This is a genomic window from Longimicrobium sp., assembly GCF_036399935.1.
Taxonomy (GTDB): domain Bacteria; phylum Gemmatimonadota; class Gemmatimonadetes; order Longimicrobiales; family Longimicrobiaceae; genus Longimicrobium.
Window position 1 is genome coordinate 14,303 of sequence record NZ_DASWMD010000045.1, and the last position, 22,798, is coordinate 37,100.

20 protein-coding genes are annotated in these 22,798 nt (G+C 72.2%); 18 read left to right on the forward strand and 2 right to left on the reverse strand.

All coding sequences use genetic code 11. The annotated features are described in order from the left end of the window. Positions 1–30: 30 nt before the first annotated feature. Positions 31–819: an FRG domain-containing protein gene (locus tag VGB24_RS14200; RefSeq protein ID WP_331073608.1), complete on the reverse strand. Its 789-nt coding sequence runs from the start codon at positions 817–819 to the stop codon at positions 31–33. Positions 820–1,033: 214 nt separating this feature from the next. On the opposite strand from VGB24_RS14200, the gene VGB24_RS14205 reads away from it, so the two are divergent. From VGB24_RS14205 to VGB24_RS14285, 17 genes are all read left to right on the forward strand, one after another. Next, positions 1,034–1,348, forward strand: a complete 315-nt coding sequence (locus tag VGB24_RS14205; RefSeq protein ID WP_331073609.1) for a hypothetical protein — start codon at positions 1,034–1,036, stop codon at positions 1,346–1,348. After that, positions 1,345–1,944: a hypothetical protein gene (locus VGB24_RS14210; protein WP_331073610.1), complete on the forward strand. Its 600-nt coding sequence runs from the start codon at positions 1,345–1,347 to the stop codon at positions 1,942–1,944. The genes VGB24_RS14205 and VGB24_RS14210 overlap by 4 nt, the downstream gene beginning before the upstream one ends. Before the next feature lie 62 nt (positions 1,945–2,006). Beyond that, the gene (locus VGB24_RS14215; RefSeq protein ID WP_331073611.1) at positions 2,007–2,936 is read left to right on the forward strand and encodes a ribose-phosphate pyrophosphokinase; all 930 of its coding nucleotides are present in this window, start codon (positions 2,007–2,009) and stop codon (positions 2,934–2,936) included. Positions 2,937–3,270: 334 nt separating this feature from the next. Next, on the forward strand, positions 3,271–4,776 hold the full coding sequence (locus VGB24_RS14220; protein ID WP_331073612.1) for an MraY family glycosyltransferase: 1,506 nt from the start codon (positions 3,271–3,273) through the stop codon (positions 4,774–4,776). 77 nt (positions 4,777–4,853) lie between these two features. Continuing rightward, the gene (locus tag VGB24_RS14225; RefSeq protein ID WP_331073628.1) at positions 4,854–6,020 is read left to right on the forward strand and encodes a glycosyltransferase family 4 protein; all 1,167 of its coding nucleotides are present in this window, start codon (positions 4,854–4,856) and stop codon (positions 6,018–6,020) included. Between the two features lie 144 nt (positions 6,021–6,164). Beyond that, positions 6,165–7,286, forward strand: a complete 1,122-nt coding sequence (locus tag VGB24_RS14230; protein WP_331073613.1) for a glycosyltransferase family 4 protein — start codon at positions 6,165–6,167, stop codon at positions 7,284–7,286. A gap of 91 nt (positions 7,287–7,377) precedes the next feature. Next, positions 7,378–8,049, forward strand: coding sequence for a class I SAM-dependent methyltransferase (locus tag VGB24_RS14235; protein ID WP_331073614.1), 672 nt, complete (start codon positions 7,378–7,380; stop codon positions 8,047–8,049). Positions 8,050–8,154: 105 nt separating this feature from the next. Further along, complete coding sequence (locus tag VGB24_RS14240) at positions 8,155–9,093, forward strand: FkbM family methyltransferase (RefSeq protein ID WP_331073615.1); 939 nt, start codon at positions 8,155–8,157, stop codon at positions 9,091–9,093. Beyond that, positions 9,090–10,478 carry a hypothetical protein gene (locus VGB24_RS14245; protein ID WP_331073616.1) on the forward strand — a complete coding sequence of 463 codons (1,389 nt, stop codon included), beginning with the start codon at positions 9,090–9,092 and terminating at the stop codon, positions 10,476–10,478. Before VGB24_RS14240 ends, VGB24_RS14245 begins: the two co-directional genes overlap by 4 nt. Next, a complete protein-coding gene (locus VGB24_RS14250) occupies positions 10,475–11,614 on the forward strand; it encodes a glycosyltransferase (RefSeq protein ID WP_331073617.1) in 1,140 nt (379 codons plus the stop codon). The genes VGB24_RS14245 and VGB24_RS14250 overlap by 4 nt, the downstream gene beginning before the upstream one ends. Continuing rightward, entirely contained in the window at positions 11,611–12,552 is a 942-nt protein-coding gene (locus VGB24_RS14255) for a class I SAM-dependent methyltransferase (protein WP_331073618.1), read from the forward strand. Before VGB24_RS14250 ends, VGB24_RS14255 begins: the two co-directional genes overlap by 4 nt. A gap of 420 nt (positions 12,553–12,972) precedes the next feature. Continuing rightward, positions 12,973–13,863, forward strand: coding sequence for a glycosyltransferase family 2 protein (locus VGB24_RS14260; protein ID WP_331073619.1), 891 nt, complete (start codon positions 12,973–12,975; stop codon positions 13,861–13,863). Next, positions 13,860–15,470, forward strand: coding sequence for a hypothetical protein (locus VGB24_RS14265; protein ID WP_331073620.1), 1,611 nt, complete (start codon positions 13,860–13,862; stop codon positions 15,468–15,470). The genes VGB24_RS14260 and VGB24_RS14265 overlap by 4 nt, the downstream gene beginning before the upstream one ends. Then, a complete protein-coding gene (locus tag VGB24_RS14270; RefSeq protein ID WP_331073621.1) occupies positions 15,471–16,307 on the forward strand; it encodes an FkbM family methyltransferase in 837 nt (278 codons plus the stop codon). Positions 16,308–16,329: 22 nt separating this feature from the next. Then, positions 16,330–17,535, forward strand: coding sequence for a glycosyltransferase family 4 protein (locus tag VGB24_RS14275; RefSeq protein WP_331073622.1), 1,206 nt, complete (start codon positions 16,330–16,332; stop codon positions 17,533–17,535). A 39-nt stretch (positions 17,536–17,574) separates the two neighbouring features. Further along, the gene (locus tag VGB24_RS14280; RefSeq protein WP_331073623.1) at positions 17,575–18,747 is read left to right on the forward strand and encodes a glycosyltransferase family 4 protein; all 1,173 of its coding nucleotides are present in this window, start codon (positions 17,575–17,577) and stop codon (positions 18,745–18,747) included. After that, on the forward strand, positions 18,744–19,883 hold the full coding sequence (locus VGB24_RS14285) for a glycosyltransferase family 4 protein (protein WP_331073624.1): 1,140 nt from the start codon (positions 18,744–18,746) through the stop codon (positions 19,881–19,883). Before VGB24_RS14280 ends, VGB24_RS14285 begins: the two co-directional genes overlap by 4 nt. Positions 19,884–19,893: 10 nt before the next feature. On the opposite strand, the gene VGB24_RS14290 is transcribed toward VGB24_RS14285, so the two are convergent. Further along, positions 19,894–21,408 (reverse strand): patatin-like phospholipase family protein, encoded by a 1,515-nt coding sequence (locus VGB24_RS14290; RefSeq protein WP_331073625.1) that lies wholly within the window; start codon positions 21,406–21,408, stop codon positions 19,894–19,896. A 310-nt stretch (positions 21,409–21,718) separates the two neighbouring features. Between VGB24_RS14290 and VGB24_RS14295 the strand changes: the two genes are divergently transcribed. After that, positions 21,719–22,312, forward strand: coding sequence for a class I SAM-dependent methyltransferase (locus tag VGB24_RS14295; RefSeq protein WP_331073626.1), 594 nt, complete (start codon positions 21,719–21,721; stop codon positions 22,310–22,312). Positions 22,313–22,798 lie beyond the last annotated feature (486 nt).

Consider the following 22,798-nt stretch of genomic DNA (forward strand, 5'->3'; position numbering starts at 1 on the left):
GCCTCTCGGTAACATCCGCTTCCAGGAGCATCAGGGGCAGCGCGGGCTGTAGTAGCGCTTCAGCCAGGCGCTCAGCCCGTCCAGGCCGGGGAGCAGCACGCGTTCGGTGACGTTCGCCTGGTCCAGCTTGTCGCGCACCTCCCACTTCAGCTCGGCCGGGATCACGATCTTCCGGAACACGTCCGGGTGCTTCTCCAGCCAGTCCTCCAGCTTCGCCTCCGGGCTCGACATCAGCGCGAACACGGCGTACTGGTTGACGATCCGCTCGTCCAGCGAGGGCGGCTCGAAGAACACCACGAAGTCCTCGTCGGCCAGCGCATCGAACTCTTCCAGCGTCTTCGCGCGGCGCTGCAGCATTTCCACGGTGAACACGTCGGCCTCCTCGGCCTCCATCTCGTCGCGGAGGGTCTTGGGGAGCAGTGCGTGCGCGGCCCCGAAATCCAACGCCCAGATCACCCCGTCGGCCCCGAACTGGTCCAGCCGCGCCGTGGCGAAGTGCATGGCCACCTGGGGCGAAAAGGTCCAGTCCATCAGCCGGGTGGGAAGGCCGTGGTGCTGGCCCAGCGCCATCCAGTTCCAGATGGAGTCGGCCTCCTGCCCCTTCCGCGGCGCGTACTTGCGAAAGTTGCGCAGCAGGTGCTGCTCCATCCGCGCGAAGTCGCCCCCCAGCCGGCACAGGCTGGTGGTGAGCGCGTAGTCCGCCTGCGACACGCCGCGGAACACGTACGACGAGCGGATGCGCCCGATCTGCTCGTTGTAGGCGTTCTGGTACAGCTGCTCGTTCAGCTCCGTCCAGTCCGAAACCCGGATTTCCGACATCCTCACGCCCTCCCTGGGACCCCGTCCGTTCTCCTCTCCACCCACTCCCGGCAACAAGCGTACGCACGGGCCAGCAACGCGCGGTTGTGTCGTCCGTGGCGTGAAAAGAACAAACTGGACAGGTGCCGTAGACGGATTAGTTTGCACGCGACTCGGGGCGCGGCGATCCGGTTGACCCTGCGTGACATGTGTCATACATTCAAGGCGGGGACGGATGGGTTTCGGGGACGCTCGGGCGGGACTCGTCGAGGCGCTGCGCGACGAGGAATTCGGGGCTTGGGGCCGGGCTGACGCACACCGGAAGAACTGGCTCGAGTCCCGGCGGATCTCGGCGGAGGAAGTACGGGCGATGCTGTTGCGGTGCAACGGAAGGGAACACCGTGAAAGTGCCCATCACGGCGATGCGAGCTTCCTGGTTCACGAATTCTTTCCCGAGTGGAACGGTGAGCGTTGGTACGTGAAAGCGTTCTTCGACACCGCGACGAGCGTCTGGGTGTTCATGAGTGTACATCCCTCGGAGGGCCGATGAAGATTTGGAAGGAAGGCGAGGCCTCCAGTACGCTATGCCCGAATTGCGAACGGCGCCGAGCGGTGGTGTTCCAGCGGCGGACCGTCGAACTGAAGGATCCCGATATCAGCATTCCGGATGTTCTCGCGGCCGTATGCAGTGAATGTGACACAATCGCCCTGATTCCCGCGCAATCGACGCCCCGGCTGGGCATGGCCGTGAAGCAGGCGACCGTCACCCTGAATGCACGCATTCCCGGCCACCTGGAAGACGTGCTCCTTCTCCTCGCAAAAACGCTGGCCTCGACCTCGCCTCCGTCGGCTCCTGCTGTTCTGCGCTTTCTCCTGTCGGAGTTCGTTTCGAACCCCCTCGTCGCGAAGCGGGTGAAGGAACGCGCGGGCGATGAGCTTGTGAACGGGCGGGCGGACCATGAACTGTCGGTGCGCATCCCCGCGCTGCTGTTGATCGAGATGGACGAGGCCGCGGCCAAGGTAGGGATTCCGAGCCGTACAGCGGTCGTCAAAGGGCTGCTCGCGCTGGCGAAGGAAGATATCCTGGACGGCCGCGACGAGGTGCTGGGGAACACGATGCGCCGCGTACTCGCCGCCGTGACCTGACCCGCGGTATCTTGCGCCCGGCCGATCGGGCCCGGTGGGAACACTCGTGCACGGAGCGTGGGATGCGGGAGTGCGTGATCTTCGCGGGGAGGGGGAATCCGGAGCTGGCCCGCGCGGTGTCGGAACAGGTGGGGATGCCGCTGGGAAGGTGCAGCGTGGAGCGCTTTCCCGACGGCGAAACCTCGGTGCGGCTGCTGGAATCGGTGCGCGGCAACGACGTGTACCTGCTGCAGCCCACCTGCCCGCCGGTAAACGACAACGTGATGGAGCTGTTCGCCTTTGCCGACGCCTGCCGGCGCGCGGCCGCGGGGCGCATTCACGCCGTGCTTCCGTACTACGGCTACGCGCGCTCCGACAAGCGGCACGGCCGGCGCGAGCCCATCACCGCCAGCATGGTGGCCCTGCTGATGAAGGCATCGGGCATCGACCACGTGCTGACCATCGACCTTCACACCACGCAGATCGAGGGCTTCTTCCCGGGCCCCTTCGACACGCTGACCGCCGTTCCCACCCTGTGCGCCGCCATGCGGGACGAGCTTCCCGCCGACACCGTCGTGGTGTCGCCCGACGCGGGGCGCGTGAAGCTGGCGACCGAGTACGCCCAGCGCCTGGACCTGCCGCTGGCGGTGCTTCACAAGCGCCGCGAGAGCGGAAGCGAAACGCGCGTCACCCACCTGGTGGGCGAGGTGGACGGGCGCACCTGCCTGATCATCGACGACATGATCTCGACGGGCGGAACGCTGGTGGAAAGCGTGCAGGCCCTGCGCGACGCCGGCGCGGCGGGCTTTCACGTGGCGGCCACGCACGGGCTGCTCCTGGGCAACGCCATCGCGCGCCTGACGGACGCGGGCGTCCAGCGGGTGTGCGTCACCGACACCATCGTCCAGGAGCGGGACGAGGGCGGGGTCCTGCGCGTGGTTTCCGTCGCGGGGCTCCTGGCCGGCGCCCTCCGCAAGCTCGCCTCGGACGAATCGCTGGAAGAGCTGTTCTGAAACCGGACGCCGTACGGCGATACGACACGGTCCGTGCAACGTGCATGGGCGTTTTCTGCCGCCGCAGGTGCCCCGATCCGGGGTCGAGTGACCATCCAACCTCAAGCACCGTCATAGGTTAGCGTGCACGTTCCCGGATGGGAACGCGCGCCGCGCGGAGTGGCCTTTCTCGTGCACTGTGATCTGCTACACGAAGCGGAAGCAGAAATGGCCGGGACTTGACCGCCGCTGCGTTCCACGGTTACTCTAAGTGGTTGCGAGGGTTCGGTTTGCGCCGCCCGCGGGCGCCGCTTGGCCCTCCATCCCCGTCCCTTAGCCGCCACACGCGACTCCTTTGCCCATCCTCCTCGTCTTTGCCGTGGCCGCCCTGGCGGCGCTGCTGGTGACACCGGCCGTCGTGCGGGTGGTTACGGCCCACGGGCTGTACGGGCACGTGCGCGGCGACTCGCCCGCGCGGCGGGTGCCGCGGCTGGGGGGCATACCGGTGTGGCTGGCCACGTCGGCGGGGATCGTGGCGGCCGTGCTGGGGCCGGGGGTGAACGCCGGGGGCGCGGGGCCGGACCGGTTCTTCGTCGGCGTGCTGCTGGCGGGCTCGCTGATGTTCGCGGTGGGCCTGCTCGACGACCTGTACAACCTTCGCCCCTCGGCCAAGCTGCTGGCCCAGTGCACCGCCGCCGTGGTGGCGTACGCGTGCGGCTTTCGCATCGACGGGATCACCTTCGCCGGCGCCACGCTCGACACCGCCGCCCTGGCGCTGCCGCTGACGCTGCTGTGGATCGTGGGCGTCACCAACGCCTTCAACCTGATCGACGGGCTGGACGGCCTGGCGACCGGGATCGGCCTGGTCGCGCTGTGCACCACGCTGGCCGTGGCGCTGATGCTGGGCAACCTGGAGGTGGCTATGGCGTGCGCCGCCCTGGGCGGCGCGCTGCTGGGCTTCCTCCGTTACAACTTTCGACCCGCGCGCATTTTCCTGGGAGACTCGGGAAGCATGTTCGTGGGCTTCATGCTGGCGGTGCTGTCGGTGCACGGATCCACGAAGAGCGCCGCGGCCGTGCTGGTGGCGGTGCCGGTGCTGGTGCTGGCGCTTCCCATCATGGACACGCTGCTCGCCATCGTGCGGCGCTGGCTGCGGGGCACGCCCGTGTTCGGCGCCGACGAGCGCCACCTTCACCACCGGCTGCTGGCCGTGGGCGTCACCCACGTGCGCGCCGTGGTGCTGATGTACCTGCTGGCCGCGGCGCTCGCCATCTTCGGCGTCCTGCTGGCGTTCGGGCCTCCGTCGCTGGTGGCGGCGGTGGCCCTGGGCGGCGCCGCGCTGTCGATCGTGCTGCTGCTGGCCGGCATCAAGCTGCTGGGCTACTACGAGTTCGTGGAGGCCGGCGCGGTGCTGCACTCGGGAATGCGCGGCATCCGCCAGAGCATCCGCGACCAGATCCACGCCCGCGACGTGGCACAGGTGCTGGCCCGCGCCGAGTCCATCGAGCACATCGAGGCGATCCTGGGCGACAACGCGGAGGGGCTGGGGCTGCTCTACGCCACGGTCTGCCGCGAGTCGTCGCCGGTGGGCGCCCGGTCGGTGCTCCCCGGGACGGTGGCGGCGGGCGCGTGGAAGCTGGAGTGCCCGGTGGAGCTGAACCACCCCAACGCCGATCCGTACGTGCTGCGCGTGTGGACCGAGGCGCCAGACGACCTGCGCCTGCTGACGGCCGACCGCACGGCGCGGGTGCTGGCCGCCGCGGTCCGCGGCTGGCTCACCGGCCCGCGCACGCCGCTTCCCGCGCCTGGCGGCGTCTCGCTCGGCCATCTCGGCCCCGCGCCGTCGGGCGCCTCGGCCTGATCCCTCCGCCCGGTCCCATCATCGTCCACCCCGCTCCCCGCCCGCTGCGCGTCGCATACCTCAGCGCGTCCGGCGCGCTGGGCGGGGCCGAGCGCGTGCTGCTGGACGTGCTGGCCAGCCTGCGTGCCGCCGAGCCCTCGTGGCCGCTCACCCTGGTTTCGGGCGAGGACGGGCCGCTGCTGGAGCGCGTTCGTGCGCTCGGTGTGGAGGGGCACGTGCTGCCGTTCCCACGCGGGCTGGCCGCGCTGGGAGACGCGGGTGCCGGCGGAACGCTGCGCCTCCTCGGCGGCATGGCCGCGGCGGGCCCCGGGGCGGCGGCGTACGTCGCGCGGCTGGCGCTGATCCTTCGGCGTGCGCGGGCGGACGTGGTACACACCAACGGCTTCAAGATGCACCTGCTGGGCGCCTGGGCCGCCTCGCGGGCCACGCCCGTGGTCTGGCACCTTCACGACTTCGTCTCCACCCGCCGCGCGATGTCGGCCCTGCTGCGGCGCTCCGCCGGGCGCTGCGCGGCGGCGGTGGCGGTTTCCGACGCCGTCGCCGCGGACGCGCATACCGTGCTGGGGCCCGCTCCGCGCGTGGAAACCGTCCACAACGCGGTGGACCTGCGCCGGTTCACGCCGGACGGGCCCGCGCTGGCCCTGCACCAGGCGGCGGGGATGCCGCCGGCGCCGGCGGGTACGGTGAGCGTGGGCCTCGTGGCCACCATGGGCGTGTGGAAGGGCCACGCGGAGTTCCTGCGCGCCGTCGCCCGCGTTCCGCGCGAGATCCCGCTGCGGGCGTACGTCGTCGGGGGCGGGATCTATCGCACGCAGGGAAGCGAGGTGTCGATGGACGGCCTGCGGCGGCTGGCGGCGGGGCTGGGGATCGCCGACCGGGTGGGGTTCACCGGCTTCGTCGCCGACCCGGCGGCGGCCATGCGCGCCCTGGACGTGGTGGTGCACGCCAGCACCCAGCCGGAGCCGTTCGGGCTGGTGATCGCCGAGGCCATGGCGTGCGGCCGGGCGGTGATCGCCAGCGCGGCCGGCGGCGCGGCCGAGATCATCTCCCCCGGCCACGATGCGCTGGCGGTGGCGCCGGGGGACGTGAACGGGCTGGCCCGCGCCCTCCGCCGGCTCGCCACCGACGCGATGCTCCGCGCCACCCTGGCCCGCCAGGGCCGCGAGACGGCCGTTCGCCGCTTCGACCGCGCGCGGCTCGCGTCGGCGCTGTCTCCGCTGTATCGTTCCCTGCTCGACGGGTAGGCCGCGAGTGGCGCGCACTGCTCCCGGCGGCGGCCCCCGAAAGCACGTCGATGCTTTCGGATGGAACCGGCGCCCAGAAGACGCACACGCTCCGGCCGCACCTTCGTTCGCGAGCCGGAGCATTCGACTGACCACGGGGATCGCGTGACCCTCCGCGCGCTGCACGTCTACTCGGGAAACCTGTACGGCGGGGTGGAGCGCCTGCTGGCGACGCTGGCGTCGTACCACGACGGCGAGGCGGGGCTGGAGCAGGCGTTCGCGTTGTGCTTCCCGGGGCGCGCGTCCGAGGAGATCGCGGCGGCGGGAGCGCGGCTGGACCTGCTGGGGCCCGTGCGCCTGAGCCGGCCGTGGACGGTGGCGCGGGCGCGGCGGCGGCTGGCGGCCGTGCTGGAGACCGCGCGCCCGGACGTCGTCGTCTGCCATTCCACGTGGGTGCACGGGCTGTTCGGCGGCGTTGCGCGGAAGCGCGGGATTCCGCTCGTCTTCTGGCTGCACGACGCGGTGACGGGGCGCACCTGGGCGGACCGGGTGGCGAGCCGCACCCGGCCGGACCTGGCGCTCTGCACCAGCCGCTTCGCCGCCGGCACGCTGCCGCGGCTGTGGGAGGTCCCGTCCGAGGTGGTCTATTATCCCGTGCCCCGCCCGGACCCCGGCCCCGTGGACCGCGCGTCGCTCCGCGCCCGGCTGCAGACACCCTCGGACGGCGTCGTCATCCTCCAGGCCAGCCGGATGGAGCCCTGGAAGGGCCAGCGGCTGCTGGTGGAGGGCCTTGCGCGGCTGCGGGACGTGCCCGGCTGGACCTGCTGGCTCGCGGGCGGGGCGCAGCGCCCCCACGAGGAAGCGCACCTGGCCGAGATCTACGCCCTGGCGCAGGCGCGGGGGATCGCGGACCGCATCCGCTTCCTGGGCCAGCGCGGCGACGTTCCGGCGCTGATGGCGGCGGCGGACGTTTTCTGCCAGCCCAACCTGGGGCCGGAGCCGTTCGGCATCGTGTTCGTCGAGGCCATGCACGCGGGCCTGCCGATCGTGGCCACGGCCATCGGCGGGGCGCGGGAGATCGTGGACCCGTCGTGCGGCCTCCTGGTGCCGCCGGAGGACCCCGCCGCGCTGGCCGATGCCCTGCGGCGCGTGGCCGGCGACGCGGCGATGCGCGCGGAACTCGGCGCGGCGGGCCCGGCGCAGGCCCGTGCCCTCTGCGATCCCCCGCGCCAGATCGGCAGGCTGCGGGACGCCTTCGCGGACGCCATCCGGCGGGCGGGCCGATGATCGGCCGGGCGGATGCGCTGGCGCCGTCCGGTCGGCATCAGCTGGAGGAGCGGATGCGGCAGGCGCGGGTGTGCGCCGCGGGCGGGCGGAGATGAGCGGCGTCGAAGCGCGCGCCCGCCAGAGCCTGGGACGCAGCGATCACGCCGTCTATGGGATGGTGGCCCGCGCGGTCGAGGCGCGCCATTCCGGCGGAGGCACGCTCGCCGACGTGGGCTGCGGGGCGGGCGCCCTGTGGCCGTACCTGCGCGGCCGCTTCGACCGCTACGTGGGGGTGGACGTCGTGCGCTACGAGGGCTTTCCCGCGGATGGCGAATTCCACGCACTGGACCTGGACCGCGGCGGCTCGTCGCTGCCCGACGGAACGGCGGACGTGGCAGCCGGCGTGGAAACCATCGAGCACCTGGAAAATCCCCGCGCCTTCGTGCGCGACCTGGCGCGCCTGGTCCGGCCGGGAGGATGGGTGATCGTCACCACCCCCAACCAGCACAGCCTGCTGAGCAAGGCGACGTTCCTGCTTCGCGGCGAGCACAACGCCTTTCGCGCCGGGTCGTACCCGGCTCACATCACGGCGCTGCTGCACGTGGACCTGCGGCGGATCGCGGCCGAGTGCGGGCTGACGGACGTCACCCTGGAGTTCAGTGGCAGCGGCCGGGTTCCCGGCACCGGCCGGCACTGGCCCGCCGCGCTGGGTCGCCTTTTGCCGGGGGCATTCTCCGACAACGTGCTGCTGGCGGGGAGAAAGCCGCATGACCCATCGCCCTAGCCGGACGGCGCGGGGAACCGGGCGGGGCGGGTTCCGCGCGCGCGGCGCTCGTGCGACCCACATCGGAGCGGGATAGCGAATGGGGCAGGTGCTGGCGGGGCAGGGATGAGCCGGGAACCGGACGGCGGGGCGCTGAGGGCGGGCCCGCTCTGGTTCCGCGCGGCGCGGGCGGCGATCCGCCAGCTGCCCGTTGGGCGTTTCCGCGCCTTCACCTGGCTGGTGAAGGTTCCGCTCCCCCCGTTCGAGGACCGGCTCGGCGACGACGCCGGGGGGATGGCCTACCGCTGCGACCTTCGCTACACGGCCAACCGCGAGATGTGCCTGACCGGGCGGTACGCGCCGCGTGAAACCGCACTGCTCCGCGCCCTGCTGAAACCCGGCGACACCTTCGTGGACGTGGGTGCCAACCTGGGCTACTTCACCCTGGTCGGCGCCGCGGCGGTGGGCGCCGGGGGGCGCGTCGTGGCGCTGGAGCCCGACCCCCGCATGGCCGCGGAGCTGGAGGAGAACGTGCGCCGCAACCGCCTGGCGCAGGTGCACACGGTGCGCGCGGCGGCGTTCGACCGCCGCGGCACGGCGACGCTGGCCGGCTACGACGAGGACGCGGGCAACTGGGGTGTGTCGCGGCTGCAGTCCGCGCCGGCGTCGCCCACGACCTTCACCGTCGAGTGCGCTCCCCTGGACGACCTCCTCGACGAGATGGGGATCGAGGACGTGCCGCTGGTGAAGATCGACGTGGAGGGGGCCGAGCAGGCCGTGCTGCGGGGGATGCGCGCCGGCCTGGCGCGGGGGCGCTACCGGCGCGTGCTGGTGGAGCTGCATCCGTGGGAGTACGCCGATCGAGAGGCGGCGGTGCGCGAGATGGTGGAAGAGATGGAAGCGTTCGGATTCCGCGGCCTCCTGGCCGATTCGTCGCCCGCCGCGGTGCGGCCGGCGCTGTACGGGCGCGGGGGGCTGCCGCCGATGGTGCCGTTCGCCGCCGATACCCCGGCGGCCGGATGGCCGCACGTGCTGTGGGCGCTGCCGGGAAGCGAGCTGTCGTGAACACCGCGGCGTACCCCGCTCCCTACGCCGCGGCCGGTCGAGCCGCCGCCAGGCGCCCCGCGCGGCCGTTTCCCTGGGTGCCGGCGTTCATCGTCTTCCAGCTCGCCTGCCAGCTGATGCTGATCTCCGGGCTGGCCGGCGTGCGCGTGCTGGTGCGCATGGCGGCGTTCGGGGCCAGCCTGGCGCTGCTGGCGCTGCTGCGCGGGCGCGGCTCCGCGCACCCCGCCCGGGGGCCGGCCATTCTCGTGTTCGCCATCCTCGGCGTCTGCGTCTTCCATCCCGAAACCTCGTCGCCGCTGGCGGGCGTCGCGCAGGTGGCGCTGTACGGGGCGGTGCTGGCGCCGCTCTTCTGGGCGCCCCGGCTCACCAGCATCGACATCCGGATGCTTCGCCAGACGGTGATGGTGCTGTGGGCCTTCCATACCTTCAGCGCCGCCATCGGCGTGGTGCAGGTGTACCGCCCGGGAACGCTGCAGCCGCCGCTCTCCACCGTCGTCCAGGCCAAGGGCAAGGGCTACGTCGAAAGCCTCAAGATCACCACCGCCACCGGCCAGCGCGTGTTCCGGCCCATGGGGCTGACCGACGTTCCCGGAGGCGCGGCCGTGTCGGGGCTGTACGCGGTGCTCCTGGGCGTGGGCTTCTTCCTCACCCGCCGCACCCCCCTCGCGCTGGGGGTGTCGCTGGCGAGCATCGTGCTGGGCGCCGCCTGCCTGTACCTTTCCCAGGTCCGCTCGCTGGCGGTGATGACGGGCATCTCGCTTCTGGCGGTCGCCGCCGTGCTGATGTGGCGGAAGGACGTCAAGCGGCTGTCGATGCTGGGAGTCGGCGTGTTCGGCATGCTGCTGCTGGGCTACGCGATGGCGGTGAACATGGCCGGCGCGGCGGTCACCAACCGCGTGGCGTCGCTGGTGCAGGCCCGGCCCACCCAGGTGTACTACGACAACCGCGGCCGCTTCCTGGAAGACGCGCTCACCAAGACCCTTCCGGCCGCGCCCCTGGGCGAGGGGCTGGGGCACTGGGGGATGACGGCCACCTACTTCGGCGGAAGCTCGCCCGGCAAGAACATCTGGGTAGAGATCCAGTGGGCCGGGTGGATCGTGGACGGCGGCGCGCCGCTGCTGTTCACCTACCTCCTCGCCGTGGGCGTGTGCCTGCTCGCCTCGTGGCGGATCGCTCGCGCCCCTCCGCCGGGGCCCGAGGCGCAGGACCTTCCGTTCTGGGCGGCCATCGTGATGGCGTACTCCGTCGGCGCCCTGGCGCTCACCTTTTCGTACCCCATCTTCGTTTCGCAGTCGGGGATGGAGTTCTGGCTGCTGAACGCCACCCTGTTCGCCGCGGCGCGCCACGCGCACCAGGCCTCGCTCGCCGCCGCGGCGGCCGGGTGAGGCCCTGGGCGGTGGTGGCGGGCGACTTCGTCCGCACCGGGGGCATGGACGCCGCCAACCACGCGCTGGCCGGCTGGCTGGCCCGCGGCGGGCGCGAAACGCACGTGGTGGCGCATCGCGTGGCCGACGACCTCCTCCGCGAGCCCAGCCTGCACGTGCACCACGTTCCCCGGCCGCTGGGCAGCCACCTGCTGGGCTTTCCCCTGCTGGACCGCGCCGGCCGCCGCGCCGCGCGCACGCTGGCGGGCCGCGACCCCGTGGTGCTGGGAAACGGCGGCAACACGCGGGCGGCGGGCACGGTGTGGCTTCACTACGTCCACGCCGCGTACGAGCCGCGGGCGGCGGGGCGGCCGCTGCGGCGCGGCATCGACCGGCTGGCCCGGCGGAGCGCGCTGGCCGACGAGGCCCGCGCCGTGCGCAGCGCGCGGGTGATCGTCGCCAACTCGCGCCTGACGGCGCGGCACGCCACCGAGCTGCTGGGCGGCGACCCGGCCGCGGTGCACGTGGTCTACTACGGCACCGACGGGGACCGATTCCGCCCGCCTTCGCCGGAGGAGCGCCAGGCCGCGCGGGGGGCGCTGGGGTGGAACGACGACGTGCCGGCCGTCGCCTTCGTGGGCGCCCTGGGCGACCGGCGGAAGGGCTTCGACACGCTGTTCGAGGCGTGGCGGCTGCTGTCTGCCGGGGGGGCGTGGGATGCGCGGCTCGCCGTCGCCGGGGCGGGCGGCGAGCTGGACCGCTGGCGGCGCCGCGCGGCCGAGGCGGGGCTGGCGGACCGCATCCACTTCCTGGGATTCCACCCCGACGTGCGCCGCCTGCTGTGGGCCGCCGACGCCCTGGCCTCGCCCACGCGGTACGAGGCGTACGGGCTGGCCGTGCAGGAAGCCGTCTGCTGCGGACTTCCCGTGCTGGTCAGCGAGGGGGCAGGGGTGGCGGAGCGCATCGGGGGCGAGGCGCGCCGGCTGCTGATCCCCGACCCGGACGACGCGGGGGGGGTGGCCGCGCGGCTGCGCGCGTGGCGGGAAGGGCTCGACGGGCATCGCTCCGCCGCGCTGGCGCTGTCGGCGCAGATGCGGCTGTGGACCTGGGACGACATGGCGCGGTCCATCGCCCAGCGGGTGGAGGCGGCCGGATGACGCAGTCGACGGAGGCGGTGCAGCCGGGCGGATTCGTGCCGGTGGATGCGTGCTGGGTCTGCGGCGCGCAGGCCCTGGCGCCGGCGACGCGCGCCATCTTCGAGTTCGAGGGGTACCGCGAGCAGGATCCCGGGCTGGCGGCGTACACCGGCGCCACGGTGGACCTGGTGCGCTGCGCCGGGTGCGGCTTCGGCCAGCCCCGCGCCATGCCCACGCTGCCGGACTACTTCGGGCGGATGTACGACCAGCGCTGGTCCGACGAGTGGATCGACTCGGAGTTCCACTCCACGGCCAAGGACGCCATCTTTCGCGAGGTGCTGCGCGACCTGGCGGCCCGCGTGCCGGCCGCGGAGCGGACGCTGCTGGACCTGGGGGCGCACGTGGGGCGCTTCATCCACCTGGCCGCGCGCGCGGGCTGGCGCGCGGAGGGCGTGGAGCTGAACCCGCGCACCTCCGCCTACGCCGCCCGCGCGACGGGCCTTCCGGTGCACCGCGCCGACCTGCGCGACCTGGCGGAGGAGGGACGCCGGTACGCCGCGGTGACGCTGACGGACGTGCTGGAGCACATCCCCGAGCCGGTCGAGGCGCTGCAGGGGGTGCGGCGGGTGGTCGCGTCGGGCGGATGGGTGGCGGTAAAGGTGCCCCACGGCCCCAACCAGCTACGCAAGGAGCTGCTGCGCGCCCGGCTTCGCCCCGGCTACCGGCCCACGGTGGCCGACAACCTGGTGCACGTGTCGCACTTCACCCCGCGCGCGCTGGCGATCGCGCTGGAGCGGGCGGGATTCGTGGACGTGCAGGTGCGTCCGGCGGCGCCGGAGCTGTTCGGATCGCCGCCCAGCCGGGCGGGGCGCCTGGCGGCCTACGCCGCCTCGCGCGTGCTGGGCCCCTCGTCGCCGCTGGCGCTGAACCTCCAGGCGTACGCGAGGGCGGGGGAATAGGCGAACTCGGCCACGGCGGATTGATTTCGCGGCAACAAAGGCCCAAAGTCCGCCTTCGCGGACTGCACGGGCCGGCCGAGTGCACGAGGCAAGCCGGAGGGCGCGCGAATTCTCCCCCTCTCCCGCTTGCGGGAGAGGGGGCCGGGGGGAGAGGGCAGCCGCGGAGTGCGCCGGCCCAGGTCGAGGCGCGATCGAAGTCCCGCCGTCTCCACGGGGCCGGTGGAGGGGCGCCGAGGTCCACGGTCTCGGTGCCGCTGCCGCGCCCTGGTCGGGAAGTGGCGCAGGCTAGATCCTTCGGCCCGCGAAGTGTTTGCTGCGGGCGAATGCGGTGCGCCTGGGCCTCAGGATGACAGATGGCGCGCCGCAGGCATGAGCCCGATCGCGATGGACTCGACGGATCACACGAACAGGGGCGGGGGAGTGAGGGAGCGCGCACCGGAGCTGACGGTCGTCATCGCCACGCACAACAATCAGCCCGTGCTGCGGCAGGGGCTGGAAAGCTGGGCCCGCTACGCCGCCGACCAGCCGGTGGAAATCGTCGTCGTCGAGGACGGCTGCACCGACGGCACGCGCGAGTACCTCGCCGGCCTGGCCGCGGGTGGCTGGAACGGGCCCCCGCTGCGGGTCATCCACGAGAACGACGCGCACGAGCTGGTGTGCACCAACCGAGGCCTGGCCGAAGCGCGGGCTCCGCTGGTGATGAGCTGGCACGACGACATGTTCCTGCGCGCCGGCTGGTTCATCCCCGAGCTCATCGCCACCTTTCGCGCCTACGACGACATCGGCCTGCTCGGGCTCAGCCGCGGGCTGACGTTTTCGCCCGTCGACGAGCCCGTGCGCACTTGGGACGACACGGTGGACTGGCGGCGCGTGCAGAGCACCATCGGGCCGCCGCCGCTCAACTGGCTGCGGCTGAACGAGGTGGACGGCGTGGTGCGGCCCTGGGTGGTGCGCAAGGCGTGCACGGACCGGGTGGGGCCGCTCGACCCGGCCTTTCGCCCCACCGAGTGGGACGAGTCCGACCTGTGCTATCGCATCCGGGCCGCGGGGTGGCGGGTGGCGGCGCATGGGTATGAGCGCGACGGCGCGTACGTGCACCAGCTGAGCACTACGTACGCCCGCACACCGTCCGCCGGCCGCCAGGCGATCGGGTTTCGCAACGGAAAGCTCTTCTATGAGCGCTGGAGCGACGCCATCCGCCGCGAGCACGGCCGGACGCGCACGTCGTGGCGCCGCCGGGCCACGGCGCGGGGATGGGCCGGGGCGCTGCGCCAGGTGGCGCGCTTCGCCGCCGGCCGGCGCACCGCGTGAGCCGCACCCGGCGCGCGGGAATCGCCGCCACCTTCGGCTACCTGCAGTTCGGGGTGGCGTTCGCGGCGGGCATCCTGGTGGTCCCGTTGATCCTGTCGCGCGTGGGCGCCGAGCCGTACGGCGTCTGGCTGGGCTTCGGCGAGCTGGTGGCGTATTCGGCCATGGCCGACCTCGGCGTGCTGGCCGTCCTCCCCTGGCTGGTCGCCGAGGCGGACGGGCGCGCCGACCGCGACGAGATCCGCGGCCTGGTGGCCACCGGCGGCCTCGCGGCGATCCTGGCGGCGGTGCTCTTCGCCGCCCTCAGCCTGGCGCTGCTGGCCCTGGCCCCGGGGCTCACCGGGGTCACGCCGGAACAGCGCGCCACGGTGATGAAGCCGCTGCTGTTCCTGGTGGCGGGAACGGCGGCGGTGTACCCCGTCCGCGTCTTCCACTCGGTGCTGCTGGGGCTTCAGGACGTCACCTTCCTGGGCGTGATGGGCATCGCCCAGTCCGCGCTGAACGTGGTCCTGCTGCTGGTGCTGCTGGCCGCCGGGCAGGGGCTGTACGCCCTGGCCGCCGCGGCGACCGTTCCCGCGCTGGTGTCCGGAATCGCCAGCCTCGTCCGGCTGTGGGCCATCGCTCCGGACCTGTTGCGCGGCTGGCGGCTTCCGTCTGCCCGTCGGCTGGGGGACGTGACGGTGCAGGGGATCGGCGCCTGGACCGGCGGGCTGGGGTGGCGGATGGTGTCGGCCAGCAGCACGCTCATCCTGCTGTCCGTGGCCGGCCCCGCCGCGGCCGTCACCTTCGCCCTCACCGCGCGCCTGGGCGACGTGCTCATGCAGATGAGCTGGCAGATGCCCGACGCGGGGCTCGTGGGGCTGGCGCAACTGCGCGGCGAGGGCAATCGTGAGCGCACCAACGAAGTCGTGGTCTCCATCTTCCGGCTGACGCTGATCGGCTCGGGAGCGGTGGCGTGTTCGGTGCTGGCCTTCAACCCCAGCTTCGTCGCGCTCTGGGTGGGGCCCGGCCGGTTCGCGGGGCTGGCGACCAACGTGCTGCTCGCCGCCGGGGTGCTGTCGCTGTCGCTGGGCCACGCCGTGTTCGTCACCGCCAGCACCTTGGGCGCGCGGGTGCAGATCGGCGCCGTCTCCATCGCGCAGGGCATCGTCCACGTGCTCGCCGCCATCTGGCTGGGGCGCCAGTTCGGCACGGCGGGCGTGGCCGCGGCGGGGGTGATCGGCACGGCGGCAGTGGCGTACCCGCTGGGAATGCGGTACCTGCACCAGGTGACGGGGCTCGGCTCGACCGCCCTGTGGCGGCGCGCGCTGGGTCCGTGGAGCGCCCGCGCGGCGGTGCTGCTGCTGGTGGGGCTGGCGGTGGGGATCATGGGATGGAGGGCGTCGGTATGGCCCCCGCTGGTGGCGGCTCCCGTGCTGGGCATCCTCTATCTCTGGGCGATGAGGCCGCTGTACGCCGGCCTGCCGCTCCCCGGACGCGTGCGCCCCGTGCTGGTGCACCTGCGCCTCCTTCCGCCTGATGCCGTGTCACCTTTCACGTCGCAGCCCGACGAGGTCGTGGACATCGAGCCGTCGGACGCGGGGCCGCACCCCGCACCACGAGCGAGCTGAATGACGCCGATCGAGACCGCCGAGGGACACGCGTACCGCCGCCGCTCGCCGCTGGAGGTGGTGGGCGCCGCCGTGGCCCGCCTGGTTCCCGAGAGCGGGCCCCGGCGCTGGCTGCGCGGCGCGTACCACGCCCTGCTGGGCGGCGGGCGCGGCGTGGAATCGGTGCTCCCCGGCGGTGAACGGGTGCGCGTGCTTCCCGAGTACCGGTTCGTCAGCTGGAACCACGTGGAGTACGCCGCCTTCCGCGCCGCCGCCGGCCCGGGAGGGGTGGCGCTGGACGTGGGTGCCAACGCGGGCGCCTACGCGCTTCTCTTCGGCCAGTGGGTGCGGCCGGGCGGACGGGTGTTCGCCTTCGAGCCGTCGCCCCAGGCGTTCGAGGGACTGCGCCGGCACGTGGAGCTGAACGGGCTGGCCAACGTGGTGGCGCCGGTGCGGGCCGCCGTGTCGGACGTGGCGGGAACGGCGGCCCTGATCGGCGCGGGGCACCATGGGACGAGCCGGCTGGCCGCCGCGGGCGAGGCGGGGACCCAGAGGGTGGAGACGGTGACGATCGACGCCTTCTGCGCCGCGCACGGCATCAATCCCACGCTGATCAAGATCGACGTGGAGGGCTTCGAGCTGGAGGCGCTGCGCGGGGCACGCCAGACCATCGCCCGGGCGGGCGCGGGGCTGGCGCTGTTCGTGGAGATGCACCCCACCGTCTGGCGCGAACGCGGCCTTTCCGCCGGCGAGGTGCAGGCCGAGCTGCGCATCCAGGGACTGCGCGCGGAGCCGCTGCGCGAGGTGGACGATCCCTGGGCGCTCGAGGGCGAGTGCCTGCGCCTGGTGCGGGCGTGAGCGCGCGCCGGGCCGCGTAGCCGTGCGCATCCTTTTCGCCAACGACGGCATCGGCGACGCGGGCGGCGTGCAGGCCTACCTCGCGGCCGTGATGCCGGGGCTGGAGGCGCGCGGGCACGCCGTCGCGTTCCTTCACCAGGACCGCGCCCGCCCCGGAGCGCCATCGCCCGCGCCGGCCGGCGCGCCTCACTTCGGCATCGACGAGCGGGGGATGGATGCCGCCCTGGCCGACGCGCTGGCGTGGGCGCCGGACGTGGCGTTCGTCCACAACATGCGCCCGCTGGAGGTGGATCGGCGGCTGGCGGATTCGGTGCCCGTCGTCAAGTTCATGCACGGCTACTTCGGCACCTGCGTCAGCGGGCAGAAGGCGCACCTGTGGCCGCGTCCGCAAACCTGCGGAAAGCCGCTGGGGCCCGGCTGCCTGGCCATCTACGGGCCGCGCCGCTGCGGCCAGCTGCGCCTGGGCTACGTGGCGCGCCAGTACCGCTGGGCCAACGAGCAGAACGAACTCTTCGGCGAGTACGCCGCGGTGGTCACCGCCAGCCGCCACATGCGCGACGAGTACGTGCGGAACGGTGCCCCGGCCGAGCGGGTGCACGCCCTTCCGCTCTTTCCCACGCTGGTGGGCTCCTCCATGGAGCCGCCGGAGGCGTTCCGCGTGGCGTTCCTCGGGCGTATGACGCCGGTGAAAGGCGGCGACCTGCTCATCCGGGCCGTCGCCCGCGCGAAGGAGCAGACGGGAGCCGCCATCGCGGTGACCATGGCGGGGGACGGCCCGCGGCGCGCGGAGTGGGCCCGGCTGGCCGCCTCGCTGGGCGTGGACGCCGACTTTCCGGGATGGGTGGGAGACGAAGCCAAGGCGGAGCTGCTGCGGTCCGCGTCGCTGCTGGCCGTCCCCAGCGTCTGGCCGGAGCCGTTCGGGCTGGTGGGGCTGGAGGCGGGGGTGTTCGGCGTGCCCTCGATCGCCTTCGACGTGGGCGGCATCGGCGAATGGCTGACCGATGGCGTGAACGGAATCCTGGTCTCCGGAGATCCCCCGACGGCCGACGCCTTGGCCGCGGGGCTGGTGAGCGCCATGCGCCACCCGGGCGCGCTGCGTGGCATGCGCGCCGGGGCCCGCCTGGCCGCGGAACGCATGTCGCTGATCCACCACCTGGACTCCGTGGAGCGCGTGCTGGCCGAAGCGGCCGGCCAGGGCGTGTTCGCCAGCCTGCCTCCCCGCGCCTGACGGGTCCGTTGTGGCGCTGACCAGAATCCCCCTCCGCGCGTGACCCAAAAGCCAGCCTGGCACCTGCTTACGGGCGAGTATCCGCCGGACCGCGGCGGCATCGGCGATTACACGCGCCTGCTTGCGCGCGCGCTGGCGGACCAGGGACGCCAGGTGCACGTGTGGACGCCGTCCGTCGACGCCGATTCCGAGGCCGATGGAGTCGCGGTGCACGCGATGGGCGGGGTGGGGCGTGACGCGCTGCGGCAGCTGGGCGAGGCGCTGGAGCGGCATCCCGCGCCCCGGCGGCTTCTGGTGCAGTACGCACCCCAGGCGTGGGGGATGCGGGGGATGAACCTGCCGTTCACGCGGTGGCTGCTCGCGCGCCGCCGCGCCGGCGACGACGTGCGGGTGATGTTCCACGAGCCGTACTTTCCCTTCGGCTGGCAGCGGCCGCAGCGCAACCTGCTGGCCGCAGTCAATCGGCTGATGGCGAGTACGCTGCTCCGCGCCAGCACCCGGGCATACGTCTCTACGCACGTGTGGGAACCGCTGCTTGCGGCCCTGGCGCCCCCGGGGCTCACCTTCACGGTTCTCCCCATCCCATCCACCATTCCGGTCGTCGACGATCCTGAACGGGTTGCGCGCGTCCGGCGGGAAGTGGGGGAAGGACGGCCGATCGTCGCGCACTTCGGCACCTATGGCGACCAGATCGGGCCCGCCCTGACGCGCGCGCTCCAGGCGCTGATCGGGTATCGCCCCGACGCCCGCATCCTCTTGCTGGGGAATCGCGGCCCCGACTTCGCGGAACAACTGCGTGCAAGCGACGAACGGTTTCGCGACAATGTCGTCGCACCCGGCTATCAATCCCCTGAAGATGTTTCTGTTCATCTACAGGCGGCTGGCGTCGCCATTCAGCCGTACCCGGACGGGGCCGACACGCGCCGCACGACGCTGATGGCGTGCCTGGCGAACGGGGTGCCGACCGTTACGACGCGCGGACCTGGCTGTGCGAGCATCATTCTTGGCCAAGCCGTGTCTCACGCAGCACCCGGAGACGCCGACGGCCAGGGGCAATGTGCGGCGGAGCTGCTGGCCTCTGCCCACATCCTTCTCGAAAGCGGCGACCTGGACGAGCTTCGGGCCAAGGCGCGCGCCTTCTACCAGCGGGAGTTCGCGATCGAGCGCACGGTGGAGCGCCTGCTGGCGGATGACGACGGGGGGGCGGCGTGAAGATCCTTCTCGTCGGCGACTACCCGGCGGACCCGCTGCTGGGATCGGCCAAGGTCTACTACAAGCTGGGGGAAACGTTTCGCGAGCTGGGGCACGAGTGCGACGTGCTCCTGCGCCCCGAGATCGGCGAGACGCCCGACAACTGGCGGGTGCGGCAGGTCGTATCCGCTAGGATGACGGAGCGGGCGATCCGGCGGGCCATCCGCGAGCGGGGACCGTACGACGTCGTCGACGTGGCCAGCGGCGAAGGCTGGCTGTACGCGCTGCGGCGGAAGAAGGGCGAGGGACCAGCGGTCATCAGCCGTTCGCACGGGCTGGAGCACCTGAACTACCGGCGCACGCTGGACGACGCGGCGGACGGGCTGACCTCCAAGGGGTGGACGCGGAGGATCTACTATCCCACCGTCCGCCTGCCGCAGGTGGCCGCCGCGGCCCGGCTGGCGAAAGCGCTCATCGTGCTGAACGAGGGAGACCGGGACTTCGCCCTGGAACGCGGGTGGCAGCCTCCGGATCGCGTGCACGTGGTGGCGCATGGCGTATCCGAACGGTTCCTGGCCGACGCGCTGCCCCCGGGTTCGCCGCGAGGCCGCGGTGTGCTGTTCTGCGGATCGTGGGACGCGGTGAAGGGCGCACCCTACCTGGCCCGCGCGATGGCGATCCTCGCGGAAGCGGGCGACGCGCCCCGGCTGACCATCCTGGGCCCCGGGCTCCCGGAATCCGCCGTGCTGGAGTCGTTTCCCGCCGCCGCGCGCCCATTCGTACGCGTGATCCCGCGTGCGCCCGAAGACGAGGTGATGCGGCACTACCGCGAGCACGACCTGCTGGTGATGTGCTCCACCTACGAGGGCTTCGGGATGGTGGTGGTCGAAGCGATGAGCCAGGGAATGCCTGTGATCGCCACGCCGGTCGGCTGCGCGCCGATGGTGGTGCGCGATAGCGAGAACGGAATCATCGTCCCCGCGCGCGATCCCGCCGCCCTCGCCGACGCCATCCGGCGCCTGGTGACGGACGAGCCCCTCCGCCGCCGCATGGCGGAGCGCGCGGCGGCATCCGCGCGTCGATTCACCTGGCGCGCCACCGCCGAGCGCACGCTGGAGGTCTACGGGGAAAGCGTCGCTCTCCGCTCCCGCCGCTGACGGAAACGCCTCAGGCCGCGTTCAGCTTCGACCACTCGCCCTTGAGCGTCTGGAACAGGTCGTTGGCCGGCGTGCCGGGGACCGCGTGATCGGGGTAGTCTTCGATCAGGTGCTTGAGCAGCACGAAGCAGACGCTCGCCTCGCCCACATCCACCAGTAACCGAAAGCGGACGTTCTGGTCGAACCAGAGGGTCGTGCCCATCTTCACGGCCTCGTTCACCTTGCCCGACAGCCCCGGCCGTGGCTTCAGCCACGGGTGAGCCAGGTACAACCTGGACTGGTCGCAGGCGAGGACGTCGATCGCGTTCACCATCCGCCTGCCCTTGTACTTCTCATCGCTGAAGACCTCCTTGTACACCAGCTGCCGCACGCGCTGCATGAAGATGGACGAGGTGAGCTTCAGCAGCGAGCCCGCGCGCAACCCGGCCATGGAGATGATCTCGGGAACCGTCAGCCGGCGCAGGCTGGGCCATGCCTCCACGCCCACGGTGTCGTGGATCTTCTTTTCCGCCAGCCCCGCCATCTTCCGTCCCCACGCCAGCCCGCCCGCGAGCACCAGCACCAGCACCGAAACGAAGCCGTAGACCACCACGTCCAGCCCGGTGAGCTCGCCGGCCCGGTGCTCGGCCGCCGCGTGCATCCCCAGCACCCCCAGCGACACCAGGGCCAGCAGGAACACCGTCCATCCCGCCAGCAGCAGCCTGTTCAGCGTCAGGAACCCGCGGCGCCGGGGCGCCGCGGGCACGTTGTAGATGTTGTACTGGCCTACGCTGACGTCGGAGATCAGCAGCGTGGCCGCGGGGGTCTTGTCGTACACCTCCACGAGCGAATCGACGCCCTGGTTGTCGTAGATGCCGCCGTCCATCAGCGGCAGCCCGGGTGCGTCGAACTTCGGCCCGAGCGCCTGGAGCGCTTTCGGCAGGGGAAAGTCGGCGGGCCAGTGGAACTGCTGGGGGAAGACGAACGGCTCGAATCCGCCCGGAAAGCACGACGAGGCCGCGACGACGTCGGCGAGGCGGATGTGCCGCGCCACCTCGCCGACCACGCCGTACTCGCCATTGCCGATGCCGGCGAGCGGGTCGGGACTGCGCCGGAACCGGAAATCGACGCCCGTGTGGAACTCGGTGGAGTTGAAGATGGCTTCCTGCAGCTGCAGCCTCTCCGGTGGCGCGTCGAGCACCTCCCCGAAGCGCCGCTCGCCGAACAGCGCCGGGTCGGCGTACACGTCCGCGGCCGAGCGGATCAGGCTGGGCATTTCGCCCTGGTGCTCCGCGCGGCGCGAGGTGAGGTCGTCCAGCGCCAGCCCGATTACGTTGGTGCGCTGCACGAAGTCCGAAAACGACGCGTCGAACTCGTCGAACGCCACCCCGTCCAGCAGGCTGACCGTCCAGGCCATCCCCACGATGGACCCGCCGGATACGGTGGACAGCCCCACGACGTCCTTCAGCAGCCCCGCACGGTGCAGGAGGCGCAGCGTCCCCAGGTGGAACGCCGCCGCACGGTATCCGCCACCGGATAGCGACATGGCGAGCGGCCCCAACGGGCCCGGTTCGAGGCGCGGGACGGCGGACGGAGCAGGTTCCACGGCGCTTGGCGGCATGCTGGCGAGGTCGGTCATGGCGGGACGGGAGCGGGGAAGCGGGTCGGGGAGGGCGGGGGAATGATCGTCCGCAAACGGCCACCGGTCAAGATGCAACGCCGTCCACGAGCACCAGCCGCCACCGGGAGTGCTGGTGCAAACCGCGCGCAAGTCCCAGATTTGCAGAAGGCGCACCCATCGCGCTTCGCCTGGGATCGGCGGAGGCTGTGCATCCTTTTCGCGGAGATTGGTTCGAGTGCAGAAGACGACCGGGTCGCGGCGCGACCAGATGCTGCTGTTCGCCCGCAACTTCCTGAAGCATCCGCGGATGCTGGGCAGCGTGATCCCCAGCTCGCGGTTCCTGATCGACGGGCTGCTGAAGCACCTGGACTTCAACCGTGCCCGGGTGATCGTGGAATATGGGCCGGGCGTGGGCACCATCACGACGCACGTGCTGAAGCGCATGCATCCCGACGCGAAGCTCATCGTGATCGAGATGAACGACGACTTCGTGCGTTTCCTGCGCGAGAACGTTCCCGATCCGCGGCTTCACGTGGTGCACGGTTCCGCCGCCGACGTCGGCCCGGAGCTCAAGAAGCTGGGCTATGACAGCGCCGACTACGCCATCTCGGGGATTCCCTTCAGCACCATGCCGCCCGAGGTCCGCGCCGACATCCTTCAGAAGACGAACGCGGTGCTGAACCCGCAGGGCGCCTTCCTGGTGTACCAGTTCTCGCCGTCCATCGGAATGCACCTGGAGCGCGCGTTCGGCACGGTCACCCGCACGTTCGAGCCGCTGAACATTCCGCCGGCGCAGCTGTACGTGGCGCGCCCACGCGCGGTGGCATAAGCGGGATCGAGTGGGCTGGCGGCAATCTCTCCAGCCACAGCCTGTAAAGAGCTGATGAATCCGCCGCAGCAACCGCGGAAAGCCTCACCCCCGAACGGCTGACGACGCCGTCCAGGGGTGAGGCTTCAGCTTTGGGCCGGTTCGCTCGAGCGCCGCGAACACGTTGCGCCTCCTCCGGGGCTTCACCCGCACGCGCACCCCATCTGCCGAAACGCGATCGAATTCTCCCCTCTCCGCACGCAGTTTGTGCGGGGAGGGGTCGGGGGAGGGGCCATCTGCGGCATGCGCCGGCTCAAGTCGAAACGCCCCAGCGGACCGCCAGCCGCCGCACCTGAGCGGGTGAACCCGCGGCTGGAAAAGCGGAAAGCCCCGGCCCGGGCCGCTGCCGCGTCCCGTCCGGGGCTTCACCCGCACGTGCACCCCGCCTTCCGAAGCGCGATCGAATTCTCCCCTCTCCCGCTTGCGGGAGAGGGGCCGGGGGAGAGG